This is a genomic window from Lysobacterales bacterium (assembly GCA_019634735.1).
Classification (GTDB): Bacteria; Pseudomonadota; Gammaproteobacteria; order Xanthomonadales; family UBA2363; genus Pseudofulvimonas.
This window is the reverse complement of sequence record JAHCAT010000021.1, coordinates 1-15,270: the sequence shown is the minus strand read 5'-3', so window position 1 is coordinate 15,270 and position 15,270 is coordinate 1. Positions and strand designations below refer to the sequence as shown.

Genomic DNA, 15,270 nt, shown 5'->3' with positions numbered 1-15,270 from the left:
GAGTATGGATCCGGATTTCGCGATGCGGAAGGGCTCCGGCGCGGCGGTTCACGGCTCGAAGCCGTTCCCGAAGATGCGGTCGCCGTCGGCCAGGCTCACGATGTAGGCCCGGTAGACGCGCGCGCCGAGATGGGTCGTGTCGAACGCCACCAGTCCCCGGCCCTGGCCATCGATGTGAAGAGCGCGGACCCGGACCTCGGCCTCGCCGACGCAAAGCACGCCGGACGCAGGCCCACAGCTCCCGAAACCGGGGTCGGCGGCGTTGCCGCTGGCGCCGAACCGCTGCACGAAATGAGCTGAGCCGCCAAGGAAACTGCCAGCCAGCAGCAGACGGTCGGGGCTGCCCGGCAGAAAGCGCGCGCCACGATACTGGGCATCGTTGGCGGCGTTCGTGGTGTCGATGTAGCCGCCGACCTCGCGCTGCAACTCGCCGGCTGCCGAGAACTGCGCGAAGTAGGCCTTGCGCTGGCTGTTCGGCTCGGGATTGGCGTCGCGGTGGCCGGCCACCACGAAGCGGGTGCCATCGCCGTTGAGCGCCAGCGCAGCGACCTCGTCGGCATGCGTATTGTTGGCGCCGAAGTAGAACACCTGACGACCGTTCCGTATGGTCGGGTAGTTGTTGAACAGGCACCCGTCGTTGCAGAGCGTCGTGTCGTAACCTCCGGTGGCGAGCAGACGGGTGATCGCCACGCGTTGCGAAGCGGCCGCGCCATCGGTGGCGACGCCTGCGACGGTGATCCGGCCGGCGCCATCCACGGCGACGGCTCGAGGCGCATCGAGCCGGGCATTGGCGGCAAGATCGAAATGCACAGCGCGCAACCCGACGCCCTGACCGAAGCCAACGTCCAGGCCTCCGTCGCTGGCGCGCAGCCTGGCCACACCGAAGTCGGTGTCGTCCGGGGCGGTCCTGTCCACCTGTCCCACCACGACGATTTCGCCGAGGGGAGAGATCGCCACAGCGGTGGCGACGTCGTCGTTGCGACCGGTGCGTCCGATCGCCGCGAAGTCGATGTCGCGGACACCCGAGCCCGCCGCGCCGAAAGCCGGATCGTTGCCCAGTGTCGGGAGCAGGCGAACCACCCGGAAGTCGCGGCCGGTGCCGCCGTTGCCGGCGGTGCCGACGATCACCACGCGGCCGCTGGCATCGATGGCTGCCGCCGCGACGCTCTCGAAGGGAACCGGCACGATCACCGACTGCAGCGGATCGGGACCGTCGGACACCTTCATGACGACCACACAACGGGGCCCGCTGCAGCCCCCCGACACCAGGTCCGCGCTCAGCACATGGTAGACATCGCCGTTGCCGGCTGGCAGCGCGGCGACCGCCTCGATCTGCGGATGCCCCGATGCGCCGATGAGCAACTGGTAGGTCTCCAGTCCAAGGACGGGCGCAGCGGCAAGGCCGAACGCGGCCGAGAGGGCGGCCAGCAGGGTGGTGCGATGCATCAGGATCACTCCGGGCGATTGGGGTGCCTGGGGATACGCGGTCAGGCACCCTCGACTGACACATGCCCCTGCCGGGCGACCCGAACGCCCTCAGGCGGTCCAGGAACCGCCGCCCGGGCTGCCGCGCAGGCCGGCCAGGACGCGGACCAGGGCATCGAAAGCCAGGGCCAGCTGCCGGTAGAGTCCCGCCAGCGGGTCGCCGCGGACGGCGCCGAGCTCGCCATAGGCGCTGCGTCCCAGGGCGGGAAAGTAGTCCGTCCCCACCAGGCGCCGGGTGGCCTGGCCGGGGAACAGTCCGGCGAGCAGCAGGCAGCGGTCGCCCACGTCGCGCAGCCGGTCGCAGCGAAGCCTGCCGGGCTGGCCGAGGCCGTCGAGCAGCTCCAGGGCCATGGTGCGGCCCGGCAGCAGGCCGTCGCGGCAGTGCCGCAGCAGGGTGAACACCAGGTAGCTTTCCTGGTCCTCCGGGAGCCGGGCATGGACACGCGCCTGCGCCTGGCTGAGCAGTCCCTGCCAGAGCTGGGCCGCCGATCCGGTCGAGAGCATCGCCGACATCGCCACCTCCTTCGCCGTACCGGCCTTTTTTGCGCCCATACCGGGCAGGAACGCAAGTCAGCACTCTCTCCCTGTGGCTGCCAGCGGCACCTTCCCTTTGGTCGGATCGGCCCGGCCCGGGGGGCGTGCGAGAATGCCAGGGCGCGGCGTGGCCGAGCCCCGCCGCATCCGGTATCCCCTGCGAGGACTTCCATGAGCGAGAAGATCTACCCCGACGCCCATGCCGCCCTGGCCGGCCTGGTCGCGGACGGCCAGACCCTGGCGGTCGGCGGCTTCGGCCTGTGCGGCATCCCCGAGGCGCTGATCGCCGCCCTGCGCGACTCCGGTGCGAAGGACCTGACCGTGGTCTCCAACAACGCCGGCGTCGACGGCTTCGGCCTGGGCCTGCTGCTGGAGACACGTCAGATCCGCAAGATGATTTCCTCCTACGTAGGCGAGAACAAGGAGTTCGAGCGGCAGTTCCTTGCCGGGGAGCTGGAGCTGGAGTTCACACCCCAGGGCACTCTCGCCGAACGCCTGCGTGCCGGCGGCGCCGGCATCCCCGCCTTCTTCACGAAAACGGGGTACGGCACGGTGGTCGCGGATGGCAAGGAGACCCGCCAGTTCGACGGCGAGTGGTACGTGATGGAGCGCGGCATCCGTGCCGACGTCTCCCTGGTCAAGGCCTGGAAGGCCGACAAGGCCGGCAACCTGGTGTTCCGCAAGACCGCACGCAACTTCAACCCGATGGCGGCGACCGCCGGCCGGGTCTGCGTCGCCGAGGTCGAGCAGATCGTCGAGGTCGGCGCCTTCGATCCCGACCAGGTGCACCTGCCGGGCATCTACGTCGACCGCATCGTCCTGAACGCGCATCCCGAGAAGCGCATCGAACAACGCACCGTGAGCAAGTGACCATGGCCTGGAACCGAGACGAGATGGCGCAGCGCGCCGCCCGCGAGCTGCGCGACGGCTTCTACGTGAACCTGGGCATCGGCCTGCCGACCCTGGTCGCCAACTACATCCCCGAAGGCATGGACGTGTGGCTGCAGAGCGAGAACGGCCTGCTCGGCATCGACCGCTTCCCGTACGAGGACGAGGTCGACGCCGACCTGATCAACGCGGGCAAGCAGACCATCACCGCGCGCAAGGGCGCGGCGTTCTTCTCCAGCGCCGACTCCTTCGCGATGATCCGCGGCGGCCACATCAACCTGTCGATCCTGGGCGCCATGCAGGTGTCCGGCCGCGGCGACCTGGCCAACTGGATGATCCCGGGCAAGATGGTCAAGGGCATGGGCGGCGCCATGGACCTGGTCGCCGGCGTCAAGCGCGTGGTGGTGCTGATGGAGCACACCTCGAAGAGCGGCGAGCACAAGATCCTGCCCGAGTGCACCCTGCCGCTGACCGGGGTGCGCTGCGTGCACCGCATCATCACCGAACTGAGCGTGCTGGACGTCGCCGACGACGGCCTGCGCCTGGTCGAGCTGGCGCCCGGAGTCGGGCTGGACGAGGTGTGCGGCAAGACCGGCGTTCCGATCCTGGCGTGAGCCGGGCGCGCCCTGCCTCGCCGCATCCGCTCAGGAGACAGCAAGGCTGGAGTCGCCGGGAATATCCCCGGGACTCGCCTGCGGGGCCAGGCGGCGCTCGACCTCGACGCGATTGCGGCCGCCGCGCTTGGCCCGGTACAGGGCGCGGTCGGCACGCACCAGCAGGGCGTCCAGGTCGGCACAGGCGCCCCGGCCCTCGGCCAGGCCGAAACTGGCGGTGATCGGAAAGCGGGCGCCCGAGGGCGTGGTGTCGATCTCCTCGATGCCGGCCCGGAGGCGTTCGGCCATCGCCAGGGCGGCTGCGGCATCCAGGCCGGGCAGCAACACCGCGAACTCCTCGCCGCCCAGGCGGCCGAACAGGTCGTCCTCGCGCAGGTCGCGGGCGCAGCTCCGTGCAACCTGGCGCAGCGCCCAGTCGCCGGCCGCGTGGCCGTGGCGATCGTTGATGGCCTTGAACAGGTCGAGGTCGAACATCAGCAAGGTCGCCGCCGTGCCCTCGCGCGCCGTCCGCGCCAGCAGCTCGCCGGCCTGGCTGGCGAAATGATGGCGGTTGGCGATGCCGGTCAGGCCATCGACCTGGGCGAGACGCCGGAACGCCACCTGCAGGCGCTTGATCTTGTAGGCCCAGAAGCCGATCGAGGCGAGCAGGACCAGCAGCAGCACCAGGGCCAGCCGGCTGTTGGCGGCAGCCTGCCGGGCCAGGCGCTGCTCCAGTTCCAGCACGTCGTTGCGCTGGTTGAGCAGTTCGATGGTCTGGTTCTTCTGCAGGGTCTCGTGGCGGACCATCTGGAAGGCCAGCTCGCGGGCCTTGACGTCGTCCAGGTAGGCCTTGTCGGCCTGGGCGTAGCGGCGGTAGTGCTCGAGCGCGGCACCGATATCGCCGCGAGCCAGGGCCAGTTCGTGCAGGGTGTGGTGGGCGTCGACCACGGGCTGGGCATAGGCGATGCCGACGCCCTGCTCGACCGCCCGGCGGGCATGGCGCTCGGCGGCGGCGCGGTCGCCGGTGGCCAGGCTGTAGCTGGCCAGAAGGCCATGGATCTCACCGATCAGGCGCGGGTAGCCGGTGGCCTCGACGCTGTCCAGCACCGCGCGCAGCACCGTCGCGGCCCGCGCCGGGTCGCCTTCGGCGGCATGACGCCGTGCCAGGTAACCGCTCGCGAAACCGGCGACGATCAGCTCGCCCTGGGCGCGGCACAGCCCGATGGTCTGTTCGAAGGGCAGGCTGTGCAGCGGCACTTCGGCCAGTTCCAGCTCCGCCTCCAGGCGCACCGCGGCGGCGATGCACTGGGTGCGCGGCTCGGTTGCGGTCTGCGCGACGCGCAGCGCAAGTTCGCGGCCAAGGACATACTGTCCGACCTGGTTGTAGAGAACGGCACCGGCCAGCAGGCCGCCGTTGCGCACCTCCGGATCGTCGACCTGGTCGGCCAGCGCCAGCGTGGCATCGAGCACCCGCAAGCCTTCCGCGAACTCCCGGGTACCGGCCAGGGTGTTGACCAGGAACGCGCCGGCCCGAAAGCGCACGGCCGGATCGCCACTGCTGGCCGACAGGGCGCGCAGGCGGGCGATGGCGGCGGGGAAATCGCCGCTGCGCGCCTCGGCGAAGGCTTCCAGGAAGTCCAGACGCTCGCGCTGGGCCGGGGTCGCCGGCCCCGGGTGGGCGCGCAGCGCGGCCAGTGCCGCGTCGAAACGGCCCCGGTCGCCGCTGCGGATGGCATCGGCGCGGTCGAGCAGGCGGCCGTACTCCTCGACGGCGGACAAGGGGCCGCAGCAGAGCAGCAGGGCGACGGCGACGAGCAGGGCGCGCATGACGGCTTGGACGCGAGCGTGACCGCGGCGGCGCCGGTCCGGCGCCGCCGCCGGCCGGTTCAGGCGGCGGGCGCGTCCTCGTCCTTGCCGTCGTCGTCGTCGTCGTCCGGGGCCTCGTCGCCCGGGACCAGGATCAGCATCATCGGCGCGTCGGCCACGAGGGCGTGCAACGCGGCCACGTCGCGGCGACGCAGCGCCTCGCGCACAGGGGCCGGCAGGTCGAGCCGGTCCACCGCCGCGGCGTAGTCCGCCTCGGTCAGGCCGGCCAGGCGACCCTCGGTCCCCAGGCTTTCGAGGAAGGCAACGAGATTGGACATGCGGTACTCCTTGGGCAATTGACTAGGGAGTCCGGGCGCCCGACCAGGCCGGGCGCTTCGAACTAGTGCGGCGCCGGGACGGCTTGCGTGGCACATGCCCCGGCTTCCAGCGCCGCGAGCCGGGCATGCATGACGGGGTCGGCCTGCAACGGCAACGCCGGCGGCACGACCAGGGTGGACTGCAGTTCCAGCCGCGCATCCGGCAGCGCCGACAGCGGCATCCGCTCGATGCGCGGCGCCGCAATCGCCAGCGTTGCCGCCTCGTAGACGACGACCTCGTGGTCGGGCGGGTAGTCCCGCTGCAGGCGCTCGACCAGCAGCGCGCGGTGCGCGGGCGAGGTGCCGCGGCTGAGGTTGCGGCGGTCCCCGGCCAGCGCCACCTGCCAGACCACCAGCCAGGCCGAGGGGTCGAGACGACGCTGGTTGAGCAGCAACTGGGTGGCCTCGTGGTGCTGGCAGCCCACCCGCCCGGGATCGATGCCGAGGTCGGCGTACAGACAGTCCTCGGCGGAGATCGCCGGCTCCATGTGGGCCGGATGGCCCTCGGCACGGGCGGCGGCGATCGCCTCGTGCGGCATCCGGGCGAACACCCCGGGATGGCCGTACAGGGCCAGGCAGACGCGACGGCCGGCGCGCACTTCGCCGAGCACCCGGCCCTGCATCTCGCGGTAGGTGTCGAGGCGGGGACGGCCCGGCGCATAGCAGTCCTGGAGGCTGCGGACCTCGGCGTTCATGCCGGCCAGCCACTGCTCGACCAGGGGATCGGACACCACGCAGAACACGACCTCGGCCTGTTCGATCAGGCTGCGTGCGCGCGGCGCCAGGTGGGCGCCCAGGACCATGCCCACTCCGACACAACTCAGGCTGCCTTGCCTGGCCATGGGCCAACGTTCCTCCCCGCGCGAACCGTCACAGTATCCGATCCGTCTCAGCCAGGGTAGGCCGGTCGGTCCAGGAACCACGCCGTCCAGCCGGTCCCATCTGCCGGCAGCGGACCCGGGCGGAATCCCAGGGTCCGCATCAAGGCAGCGGCTGCCGGATGGTCCGTCCGGTGGCGGGCCCACAGGCGGTCCACGCCGGGCGAGGCGAACACCGCCCGAGCCAGCACGGCGATCGCATCGGTCGCCAGGCCGCGACCCTGGGCGCTGGCCAGCAGCAAGGCACCCACTTCCATGCCGTGGTCGCCGCGGCTGAGCCCCAGCAGACCTCCGGCATCACCGCCCTCGACGACCTGGATCCGCCACAGCCGGCGAGAGCCCTGGGCATCCGCCGAATCGGCCAGCGCAGAATCGAAGGCGCGCACCCGTCGCGCAGCGGCCAGCGGCGCGCCGACCTGGGCCATCACCCGCGGGTCGCCGTAGAGGGACTCGAACAACGCACGATCTCCGGCCCGCAGCGGATGCAGGGCGACCCGCGTGCCGGCCAGCTCGCCGGGAAATACCCACCCCGCGTCAGGGACCTTCTCGACCTTCCGCGTCATCCTGGTTCACCCGGGGGGCCAGGCGCACCGATAGCAGATTCCCGACGATGCCGTCGACCCGCCCCCACGAGACGCCGGCCGGCCAGGCCCGTTCCATCGCTGTCCGAATGGGCGCCCGGGCGGGTGGCCCGCGGGGGAGACCGGGTGCGCAGGATCACACTTTCACGTGAAACGAAAGATTTCGTTCGGCAGGTGGTTTTCACCCTGCGCCGAAGCGATTTGACACATTTGTGTCCTGGCGGGAACTTTGTCGCGCACAAGTCTTCCGGGTGCGCCCTCGCCGAGAGGCGGGTACTTCCCGGGGGCCGTGGCACGACCTGGAGGGGTCGGCGACGGACATCCGCTGTCTCGTCAACGAAGAGGGAGATCGCACGCATGCACATCCGAACTGCCGCCCTGGCGGCCCTGCTGTCCCTGGCCATTCCGGCGACCGCCGCCGACTACCGCCAGGTCGAGCGGCCCATCGAAGGCCGTTACATCGTGGTCCTGAACGCCCCCGACACCGGTGCCCGCGGCGCCGTGGCAGACCCGGAAACCTGGGTACCGGAAACCACGGTCGAGCTCGCCGCCCGCTACGACCTGGGCGTCGAACACGTCTACACGCACGCCCTGCAGGGCTTCTCGGCCGCCGCCTCGCGGCAGGCGCTGGCGGGCCTGATGGCCGACAAGCGGGTGGCCTGGATCGAGGAGGACGGCGAGGTGTTCCTGGACGCCACCCAGACCAACGCCACCTGGGGCCTGGACCGCATCGACCAGCGCGACCGTCCGCTCAACGGCAGCTACATCTACGATGCCACCGCCAGCAACGTGCGGGTGTACGTGATCGATTCGGGCATCCTGGCCAGCCACAGCGACTTCGGCGGCCGCGTGCTGGCCGGCGCCACGGCGATCAACGACGGCCGCGGCACCAGCGACTGCAACGGCCACGGCACCCACGTCGCCGGCACCGTCGCCGGCGCCACCTGGGGCGTCGCCAAGGCCGCGCGCCTGGTCCCGGTCCGCGTGTTCGGCTGCAGCGGCGGCAGCGCCAACTCCACCATCATCGCCGGCATCGACTGGGTGGCGGCCAACCGGGTGCTGCCGGCCGTGGCCAACATGAGCCTGGGTGGCGGCGCCTCCAGCGCCACCGACACCGCCACCAACAACCTGATCAACCGCGGCGTCACCGTGGTGGTTGCGGCGGGCAACTCCGGCGCCAACGCCTGCAACTACTCGCCGGCGCGGGTCGCCAATGCGATCACCGTCGGCTCGACCACCAACACCGATGCCCGCAGCTCGTTCTCCAACTTCGGCAGCTGCGTGAACATCTTCGCGCCGGGCAGCTCGATCCGTTCGGCCTGGTACACCAGCAACACCGCCACCAACACCATCAGCGGCACCTCGATGGCGGCCCCGCACGTGGCCGGTGCCGCCGCCCTGGTGCTGGCCGGCAGCCCCTCCGCCTCGCCGGCGACGGTGCGCAACACGATCTACAACAAGGCGACCACGGGCCGCCTGAGCGGCATCGGCAGCGGCTCGCCGAACCGCCTGCTGTACTCGCGGTAAGCGGCGACAGGCGGGAGGCCGGCAGCCGCCGGCCTCCCGTTGCGGGCAGCGAATGAGGGCCGCGTGCGCGCGGCCGAACCGCCGCCTCGCGCGTCACCCCTCAGGCCATCGAGTGCAGGCCGACGCGGTTGCCGTCCGGGTCCTCGACCACGGCGCAGAAGCCGTACGGGCCGATCGACATCTTGTCCTGGACCAGGCGCCCGCCCAGCGCCGCGGCCCGACCGGCCGGCACGGCGCAATCCTCACCGCCGAAATAGACCATCGTGCCGCCGACGCCGGGCGACGGCCCGTCGGCCTGCTCGACCAGGGCGCCGGAGATGCCCTGCCCGCCCTGCTCCATCGCGCCCGGGAAGACCATCATCCGCGCGCCCGGGTCGGGACTGTCCAGCGCCTCCAGCCGCACGTCCAGCAGCGCCTCGTAGAAGGCCTGGGCGCGCGCCATGTCCTTCACGTACAGCTCGAACCACACCACGGGTTTGCCTTGCATGACTGTTCTCCAGAGGAAAATTGGCGACCGGCAGGGGTCCGCCGGTCCGCACCGTGTGGTCGATGGGGAAGGCACGGCTTCGACAGCGTCGCGTGGCCCGATCGACAGCGCAAGCCAAGCGTGCGCGAACGCACGCTCGCCATCCTTGCCGGCCGAACTTGTCGTGACTTCGGCACGGTTTGCGCTGCAAGCCAGGTCCGGGCGCGGCACGCCGCACCCGACCCGTTCCGGCACCGACCGGGCCGGCCATCCACGACAAGGGGAAACACGATGATCCGATCCTTACCGACCGGCCTGCTGCTGGCCGCGCTCTGCCAGGCCGCCGGCGGCCCGGCGCAGGCCCAGGTCGACGACCGCGGCGCCACCGCCAGCTAGCAGGCTGTTGAAAAACAGCCTGCTGGCGGCGGCCATGGATGGCCGCTCGGCGAAGCAAGTGCGTAAGCAGTTGATTCGACGGGAGCCCGTCCGGACCTGCGCCGGACGGGCGACTTGAAAAACGACCAGGAAGGTCGTTTTTCAACAAGCTGCCAGGGCCCGGCCACCTGGGCGCGCGCCGCCAGCCACATGGTCGCGCGCCGCGTGCACGTCCGTCCCGGCCCGCCGCGCTGGGTGCAGCCGCGCAAGTTCGAGGTCGGCCACGTGATGTCGCCGACCATGCCGCAGTCGCCGTTCTCGGCACCGTACACCCTGGTGCCCTCGGGCACCCAGTATCTGGCCGGCCATGCCTTCAACGGCGACTACATCTGCGGCGACATCGGCCAGCAGGGCACCCAGCTCGACGCCATCGGCCACTTCGGCTGGCGCAGCGCCCCGGACGCGCCGGCGCAGTACTACGGCGGCCTCACCCAGGACGAGGTGGTAGGCCCGGACGGCCTGCTGCGCCTGGGCATGGAGACCGCCGAGCCGCTGCTCACCACCATGGTGCTGCTGGACGCCGAGCGCCACATCGGCAACGGCCAGCCGCTGCCCGCCGGCTACGCCATCTCGCGCGCCCAGGTGCAGGCCATGCTGCACGCCCAGGGCCTGGCCGGCCGCGGCATCTTCGAGGGCGACGTGGTGTTCATCCACACCGGCTGGGGCCGGCTGTGGCAGTCGGCGCCGGCCGACTACTACCGCGAGGGCCCGGGCCTGGCCCATGACGCCGCGGTGTGGCTGGCCGACCAGGGCATCGCCCTGCTCGGCCTGGACAACCCGTTCACCGACGCCGCGCAGTGGGTGCCGGGCACCGGCCCGGTGCCGCCGCCGGAGACCTGGGCCGATCCGGAAGGCTGGATCCCGTTCGGCATCCACCACCACAACCTCACCCAGGCCGGCGTCCTGCAGATCCAGAACCTGTACCTGAGCGAGATCGCGCAGGCCCGGGTCTGGGAAGGCGCCGCCTTCATCCTGCCGATCCGCATCCAGGGCGGCGGCGGCTCGCCGGTGCGGCCGGTGGTGATCGGGCATCCGGCACCCTGAGGGCGATCCGAGTTCGCGGGCGGCTCCCGCTCGGGGAGCCGCCCCGATCCCGGGGGGCTGCCTCCCGGTCGTGAGGCCTGCACCTACTCGACGGTGACCGACTTGGCCAGGTTGCGCGGCTGGTCGACGTCGGTGCCGCGCAGCACGGCGACGTGGTAGGCGAGCAGTTGCAGGGGCACGGTGAACACCGCCGGGGCGATCAGGTTGCCGCCGGCGGCGACCTTGATGATCTGGCCGCGGGTGCCGTCCATGCTGAGGTCGGCACCCTGGTCGGCGAACACGAACAGTTCGCCGCCGCGCGCGCGCACTTCCTCGAGGTTGCTCTTGAGCTTCTCCAGCAGCTGGTTGTTGGGCGCCACCGCGATCACCGGCATATCGTCGTCGACCAGGGCCAGCGGGCCGTGCTTGAGCTCGCCCGCCGGGTAGGCCTCGGCGTGGATGTAGGAGATCTCCTTGAGCTTGAGCGCGCCTTCCAGTGCCACCGGGTACTGCACGCCGCGGCCAAGGAAAAGGGCATGGTGCTTGTGCACGAAGCGCTCGGCCAGCTTGGCCACCACCGGTTCGATCGCCAGCACCTCGCCGATCACCCGCGGCAGCGAGGCGAGCTGGGCGACCAGGCGGGCGTGGCGTTCCGGGGCCAGGCCGTTGAGCCGGGCCAGCTCCAGGACCAGCAGGCCGAGCGCGGCGAGCTGGGTGGTGAAGGCCTTGGTCGAGGCGACGCCGATCTCCGGGCCGGCGCGGGTCATCAGCACCAGGTCGGCCTCGCGGACCAGGGTCGACTCGGGCACGTTGCAGACCGCGAAGGCGGCGACGTAGCCGCGGTCGCGGCCCTCGCGCAGGGCGGCCAGGGTGTCGGCGGTCTCGCCGGACTGGCTGATCGCCACGAACAGGGTGCCGGGCGGCACCACGGTGTGCCGGTAGCGGTACTCGCTGGCGACCTCGACCGCGCAGGGGATGCCGGCCAGGCCCTCCAGCCAGTACCGGGCGACCAGGCCGGCGTGGTAGCTGGTGCCGCAGGCGACGATCTGCACGAACTTCACCTGCGACAGCAGGCGCGCGGTGTCGGTGCCGAAGATGTTGGGCAGGATGCGGTCGCCGGCGATGCGCGCCTCCAGGGTGTCGCTGAGCGCGCGCGGCTGCTCGTGGATCTCCTTGAGCATGTAGTGCCGGTACTCGCCGCGCTCGACGGCATCGGCGCTCAGCTCGCTGGTCTTGACCGCACGCTGCACCGGCGTGCCGCCGCGGTCGTAGACCTGCACCGATTCGCGGCGCACGTCGGCGACGTCGCCCTCATCCAGGAAGATGAACTGCCGGGTCGAGCGGATCAGCGCCTGGACGTCGCTGGCCAGGTAGTTCTCCTCCTGCCCCAGGCCGACCACCAGCGGGCTGCCCTGGCGGGCGCCGATCGCGCGGCCGGGCTCGCGGGCGCTGACCACGGCCAGGGCGTAGGCGCCGTGCAGCCGCGCCAGCGCGGCGCGGGTCGCGGTGAGCAGGTCGCCACTCTCGCGCAGGTAGGCGCTGATCAGGTGGGCGACCACCTCGGTGTCGGTCTCGGACTCGAACACGAAGCCCTGGCCGCGCAGTTCCTCGCGCAGCTCGGCGTGGTTCTCGATGATGCCGTTGTGGACCACGGCGACGTCGCCGGAGGTGTGCGGGTGGGCGTTGCGGGTGTTGGGCGCGCCGTGGGTGGCCCAGCGGGTGTGGGCGATACCGGTGCTGCCGGCGAGCGGCTCGCGGCCGAGCAGGGCCTCCAGCTCGCGCACCTTGCCCTGGGTGCGGGCGCGGCGCAGGCCGCCGTCGACCTCGACCAGGACGCCGGCGGAATCGTAGCCGCGATATTCCAGGGCCTTGAGGCCCTCGATCAGGAGCGGCACCACGTCACGCGAGGCGCAGGCTGCGACGATTCCGCACATGGACCGCTCCGGCAGGTTGGACGCGGCGATTATAGGTGGCGGCCGGCACCCGCTGCGGGGCGTCGCCAGAAGCGGCGTTCAGGTGGCGGCGGGACCGGCGCCGGATCGCCGGCGATGCGGCTGGCGGCGCATGGCGGGCGCGGGGGGTCTGCGGCCGACGCCGCCCGCACTGGCCGGCACAGCCGCGACGGCCGCCCGGCAGGACCAACGCGCAGATCGTCGAAGCACTGGCGGCCGGACCGCAGAGGAGACGCACCGCCGGCCCGGGACACGGTCCGGCCGGCCATGCCCGACGCCACCTACTTCCTGGGCCGACGGTAGCCCGGCACGGTGACCTGGCGTGCCCGCGCGACGGTCAGCTCGCCGGGCGGCGCGTTCTTGCCGATCACCGAGCCGGCGCCGATGGTGGCGCCGGCGCCGATCTCGACCGGCGCCACCAGGGCGCTGTTGGAGCCGATGAAGGCGTCGTCGCCGATCACGGTGACGTGCTTGTGGGCGCCGTCGTAGTTGCAGGTGATGGTGCCGGCGCCGATGTTGACGCCGGTCCCGATGCGGCTGTCGCCCAGGTAGCTCAGGTGGTTGGCCTTGCTGCCCTGGCCCAGCACGGCGGCCTTGGTCTCGACGAAGTTGCCGATGTGCACGCCGTCGGCCAGGACGGTGCCGGGGCGCAGGCGGGCGAAGGGGCCGACCATGACCGCGCCCTGGGCGTCGACGCCCTCGAGGTCGCAGTGCGCGCGCACCAGGCTGCCGGCAGCCAGGCGCACGTCGCGCAGCCGGCAGAACGGGCCGATGCGCACGCCGTCGCCCAGCTCGACCTCGCCTTCCAGAACGACGTCGACGTCGATCTCCACGTCGCGGCCGACGCGCACGCTGCCGCGCACGTCCAGGCGCGCGGGATCGGCCAGGCGGGCCCCGGCCCGGCACAGCGCGCGCGCCTGGCGCAACTGGAAGCGGCGCTCGAGCTGGGCGAGCTGCCAGGGATCGTTGGCGCCCTCGGCCTCCAGCGGCTCCAGGCAGGCGGCGGTCAGCGCCGGCCGGCCCTCGGCGGCGGCCATCGCGAACACGTCGGTCAGGTAGTACTCGCCCTGGGCGTTGTCGTTGCCCAGGGCAGCCAGCCAGCGGCGCAGGTCGGCTGCCGGCGCCGCCAGCACGCCGGTGTTGATGCGGTTCACCGCGCGCTGTGTGGCATCGGCATCGCGCTCCTCGACGATCGCCACGACGCGCCCGTCGCCATCGACCAGGACGCGGCCATAGCCGGTGGGGTCGGCAAGGGTGTCGACCAGCACCGCCAGGCCGTCGCCGGCGACCGCAAGCAGCGCCTTCAGCGTGTCGACCGTGATCAGCGGCACATCGCCGTACAGCACCAGCACGGTGGCGTCGTCGGGGACGCCGGGCATCGCCTGCATCACGGCGTGGCCGGTGCCGAGCTGCAGGGTCTGCTCGGCCCAGACCAGCGCCTCGTCCCGGGCGAAGGCCTGGCGGACCTGGTCGCCGCCATGGCCATGTACGACATGCACGCGCGCCGGCGCCAGCGCGGCGGCGGCGGCCAGCACGTGCGCCAGCATCGGCCGTCCGGCGACCGGCTGCAGCACCTTGGGCAGGGCCGAACGCATCCGTTTGCCTTCGCCGGCGGCCAGTACGATCACGTGCAGGGGCTGGTCCATCCTTGACTCCCGGGGTTGCGCGCCAGGGCGCTGGGCAGGCCACCGCGCCGGCATGGACGACCGGCGCGATGAATCGGAGCGTGTCTCCGGACCGGATGCGAGGCGCGACGCAGCGGTCGCCCGGCGACCGGACCGGCTGCGCAGTATCCCACCGCAGCCCCGGTGCCGCTCAGCGCACGGCCGCCGTCGCGGCCACCGCGCCGTCCGGGTTTTCCACGCCACCGGCGCCCGGCGCGACCGACGCTGGCGGTGCCGGTGTCGGCAGCCAGGCCATCAGTTGCCGGATGCCCTCGGCGTGTTCCTGGCAGCGGCGGGTGCCGAACTCCAGCAGGCCGCGGCCGATCGCCGAGGCCTGCACGAACATCTGCGAATCACGCACTGTCGCGACCAGCGGCCAGGGCGACGAGGCCAGTTGCATGGCCAGCTCGCGCGAGCCCAGGGTGTTGGCGCGCAGCCGGTTCGCGACGATGCCGACGCGCGGCCCGCCATGGCGCATCTCGTGCAGGCGCGACAGCCGGTCCAGGTAGTCGACGGTGACCGCCAGGTCGAGCGCGGAAGGCAGGCAGGGCACCAGCACATGGTCGCAGCGGCGCAGCAGCTCGCCGAGCTGGGCGCCTTCGCAGCCGGCAGGCGCGTCGATGACCATCACCTGGGTGCGCGGCGGGATGCACAGGCTCCACAGCGCCGGCGCGCCGAACCGGGTCGGCAGCATGGGCTGCACGGCCAGTCCCGGCAGGCCGGCGACGCGGCGCGCGTACCAGCGCTCGCTGGCCGCCAGCGGGTCGCAGTCGACCAGGACGGTGGCGTGGCCACCATGCGCGTAGGCGGCGGCCAGGTTGGTCGCCAGCATGGTCTTGCCACAGCCGCCCTTCGCATTGGCCACCAGGATGCGCAGCATCGCTTCTCCGGCCCCCCTGCCGTGTCGGTCGATCCCCGACCGGGGACAGGGTAACCGAGGATGGGGCCGGCGGGGCGTGGCCTGGGGCCTGGGGCCTGGGGACTGGGGACTGGGGACTGGGGACTGGGGACTGGGGACTGGGGACTGGGGACTGGGGACTGGGGACCGGGGACCGGGGATC

Annotated in this window: 14 protein-coding genes; 4 read left to right on the top strand and 10 right to left on the bottom strand. The window is 72.0% G+C overall.

The annotated features are described in order from the left end of the window. Window positions 1-48: 48 nt before the first annotated feature. Together KF823_15755 and KF823_15750 are read right to left on the bottom strand one after the other, a co-directional pair. The gene (locus tag KF823_15755; GenBank protein ID MBX3727362.1) at window positions 49-1,446 is read right to left on the bottom strand and encodes a hypothetical protein; all 1,398 of its coding nucleotides are present in this window, start codon (window positions 1,444-1,446) and stop codon (window positions 49-51) included. 90 nt (window positions 1,447-1,536) lie between these two features. Next, a complete protein-coding gene (locus tag KF823_15750; protein MBX3727361.1) occupies window positions 1,537-1,998 on the bottom strand; it encodes a hypothetical protein in 462 nt (153 codons plus the stop codon). A 192-nt stretch (window positions 1,999-2,190) separates the two neighbouring features. Here KF823_15750 and KF823_15745 point away from each other — a divergent pair, with 192 nt between their 5' ends. Together KF823_15745 and KF823_15740 are read left to right on the top strand one after the other, a co-directional pair. Beyond that, window positions 2,191-2,889 carry a CoA transferase subunit A gene (locus KF823_15745; GenBank protein MBX3727360.1) on the top strand — a complete coding sequence of 233 codons (699 nt, stop codon included), beginning with the start codon at window positions 2,191-2,193 and terminating at the stop codon, window positions 2,887-2,889. 2 nt (window positions 2,890-2,891) lie between these two features. After that, window positions 2,892-3,521 carry a CoA transferase subunit B gene (locus tag KF823_15740; protein ID MBX3727359.1) on the top strand — a complete coding sequence of 210 codons (630 nt, stop codon included), beginning with the start codon at window positions 2,892-2,894 and terminating at the stop codon, window positions 3,519-3,521. Window positions 3,522-3,551: 30 nt separating this feature from the next. Here the strand turns inward: KF823_15740 and KF823_15735 are convergent, their stop codons facing one another. The 4 genes from KF823_15735 to KF823_15720 all read right to left on the bottom strand — a co-directional run bounded on the left by KF823_15735 (window position 3,552) and on the right by KF823_15720 (window position 7,124). Then, window positions 3,552-5,327, bottom strand: a complete 1,776-nt coding sequence (locus tag KF823_15735; protein ID MBX3727358.1) for a GGDEF domain-containing protein — start codon at window positions 5,325-5,327, stop codon at window positions 3,552-3,554. Window positions 5,328-5,386: 59 nt separating this feature from the next. Continuing rightward, the gene (locus tag KF823_15730; GenBank protein MBX3727357.1) at window positions 5,387-5,644 is read right to left on the bottom strand and encodes a hypothetical protein; all 258 of its coding nucleotides are present in this window, start codon (window positions 5,642-5,644) and stop codon (window positions 5,387-5,389) included. A gap of 62 nt (window positions 5,645-5,706) precedes the next feature. Continuing rightward, a complete protein-coding gene (locus tag KF823_15725) occupies window positions 5,707-6,525 on the bottom strand; it encodes a hypothetical protein (GenBank protein MBX3727356.1) in 819 nt (272 codons plus the stop codon). Window positions 6,526-6,572: 47 nt separating this feature from the next. Then, window positions 6,573-7,124 carry a GNAT family N-acetyltransferase gene (locus tag KF823_15720; GenBank protein MBX3727355.1) on the bottom strand — a complete coding sequence of 184 codons (552 nt, stop codon included), beginning with the start codon at window positions 7,122-7,124 and terminating at the stop codon, window positions 6,573-6,575. Between the two features lie 375 nt (window positions 7,125-7,499). Here KF823_15720 and KF823_15715 point away from each other — a divergent pair, with 375 nt between their 5' ends. Then, window positions 7,500-8,669, top strand: a complete 1,170-nt coding sequence (locus KF823_15715) for a S8 family peptidase (protein MBX3727354.1) — start codon at window positions 7,500-7,502, stop codon at window positions 8,667-8,669. Window positions 8,670-8,769: 100 nt separating this feature from the next. Here KF823_15715 and KF823_15710 read toward each other — a convergent pair whose 3' ends face one another. After that, window positions 8,770-9,156 (bottom strand): hypothetical protein, encoded by a 387-nt coding sequence (locus KF823_15710; GenBank protein ID MBX3727353.1) that lies wholly within the window; start codon window positions 9,154-9,156, stop codon window positions 8,770-8,772. Between the two features lie 489 nt (window positions 9,157-9,645). On the opposite strand from KF823_15710, the gene KF823_15705 reads away from it, so the two are divergent. Further along, window positions 9,646-10,614: a cyclase family protein gene (locus KF823_15705; protein MBX3727352.1), complete on the top strand. Its 969-nt coding sequence runs from the start codon at window positions 9,646-9,648 to the stop codon at window positions 10,612-10,614. Between the two features lie 83 nt (window positions 10,615-10,697). Here the strand turns inward: KF823_15705 and glmS are convergent, their stop codons facing one another. The 3 genes from glmS to KF823_15690 all read right to left on the bottom strand — a co-directional run bounded on the left by glmS (window position 10,698) and on the right by KF823_15690 (window position 15,089). Further along, the gene (glmS, locus tag KF823_15700; protein MBX3727351.1) at window positions 10,698-12,527 is read right to left on the bottom strand and encodes a glutamine--fructose-6-phosphate transaminase (isomerizing); all 1,830 of its coding nucleotides are present in this window, start codon (window positions 12,525-12,527) and stop codon (window positions 10,698-10,700) included. A 299-nt stretch (window positions 12,528-12,826) separates the two neighbouring features. After that, the gene (gene glmU / locus KF823_15695; protein MBX3727350.1) at window positions 12,827-14,191 is read right to left on the bottom strand and encodes a bifunctional UDP-N-acetylglucosamine diphosphorylase/glucosamine-1-phosphate N-acetyltransferase GlmU; all 1,365 of its coding nucleotides are present in this window, start codon (window positions 14,189-14,191) and stop codon (window positions 12,827-12,829) included. A 169-nt stretch (window positions 14,192-14,360) separates the two neighbouring features. Continuing rightward, on the bottom strand, window positions 14,361-15,089 hold the full coding sequence (locus KF823_15690; protein ID MBX3727349.1) for a ParA family protein: 729 nt from the start codon (window positions 15,087-15,089) through the stop codon (window positions 14,361-14,363). Window positions 15,090-15,270: the final 181 nt, after the last annotated feature.

What these genes read in the sequence shown, in the direction of transcription:
- KF823_15755 (MBX3727362.1), bottom strand. Translation starts at nt 1,446, where the DNA reads ATGCATCGCACCACCCTGCTGGCCGCCCTCTCGGCCGCGTTCGGCCTT.
- KF823_15750 (MBX3727361.1), bottom strand. Translation starts at nt 1,998, where the DNA reads ATGTCGGCGATGCTCTCGACCGGATCGGCGGCCCAGCTCTGGCAGGGA.
- KF823_15745 (MBX3727360.1), top strand. Translation starts at nt 2,191, where the DNA reads ATGAGCGAGAAGATCTACCCCGACGCCCATGCCGCCCTGGCCGGCCTG.
- KF823_15740 (MBX3727359.1), top strand. Translation starts at nt 2,892, where the DNA reads ATGGCCTGGAACCGAGACGAGATGGCGCAGCGCGCCGCCCGCGAGCTG.
- KF823_15735 (MBX3727358.1), bottom strand. Translation starts at nt 5,327, where the DNA reads ATGCGCGCCCTGCTCGTCGCCGTCGCCCTGCTGCTCTGCTGCGGCCCC.
- KF823_15730 (MBX3727357.1), bottom strand. Translation starts at nt 5,644, where the DNA reads ATGTCCAATCTCGTTGCCTTCCTCGAAAGCCTGGGGACCGAGGGTCGC.
- KF823_15725 (MBX3727356.1), bottom strand. Translation starts at nt 6,525, where the DNA reads ATGGCCAGGCAAGGCAGCCTGAGTTGTGTCGGAGTGGGCATGGTCCTG.
- KF823_15720 (MBX3727355.1), bottom strand. Translation starts at nt 7,124, where the DNA reads ATGACGCGGAAGGTCGAGAAGGTCCCTGACGCGGGGTGGGTATTTCCC.
- KF823_15715 (MBX3727354.1), top strand. Translation starts at nt 7,500, where the DNA reads ATGCACATCCGAACTGCCGCCCTGGCGGCCCTGCTGTCCCTGGCCATT.
- KF823_15710 (MBX3727353.1), bottom strand. Translation starts at nt 9,156, where the DNA reads ATGCAAGGCAAACCCGTGGTGTGGTTCGAGCTGTACGTGAAGGACATG.
- glmS (MBX3727351.1), bottom strand. Translation starts at nt 12,527, where the DNA reads ATGTGCGGAATCGTCGCAGCCTGCGCCTCGCGTGACGTGGTGCCGCTC.
- glmU (MBX3727350.1), bottom strand. Translation starts at nt 14,191, where the DNA reads ATGGACCAGCCCCTGCACGTGATCGTACTGGCCGCCGGCGAAGGCAAA.
- KF823_15690 (MBX3727349.1), bottom strand. Translation starts at nt 15,089, where the DNA reads ATGCTGCGCATCCTGGTGGCCAATGCGAAGGGCGGCTGTGGCAAGACC.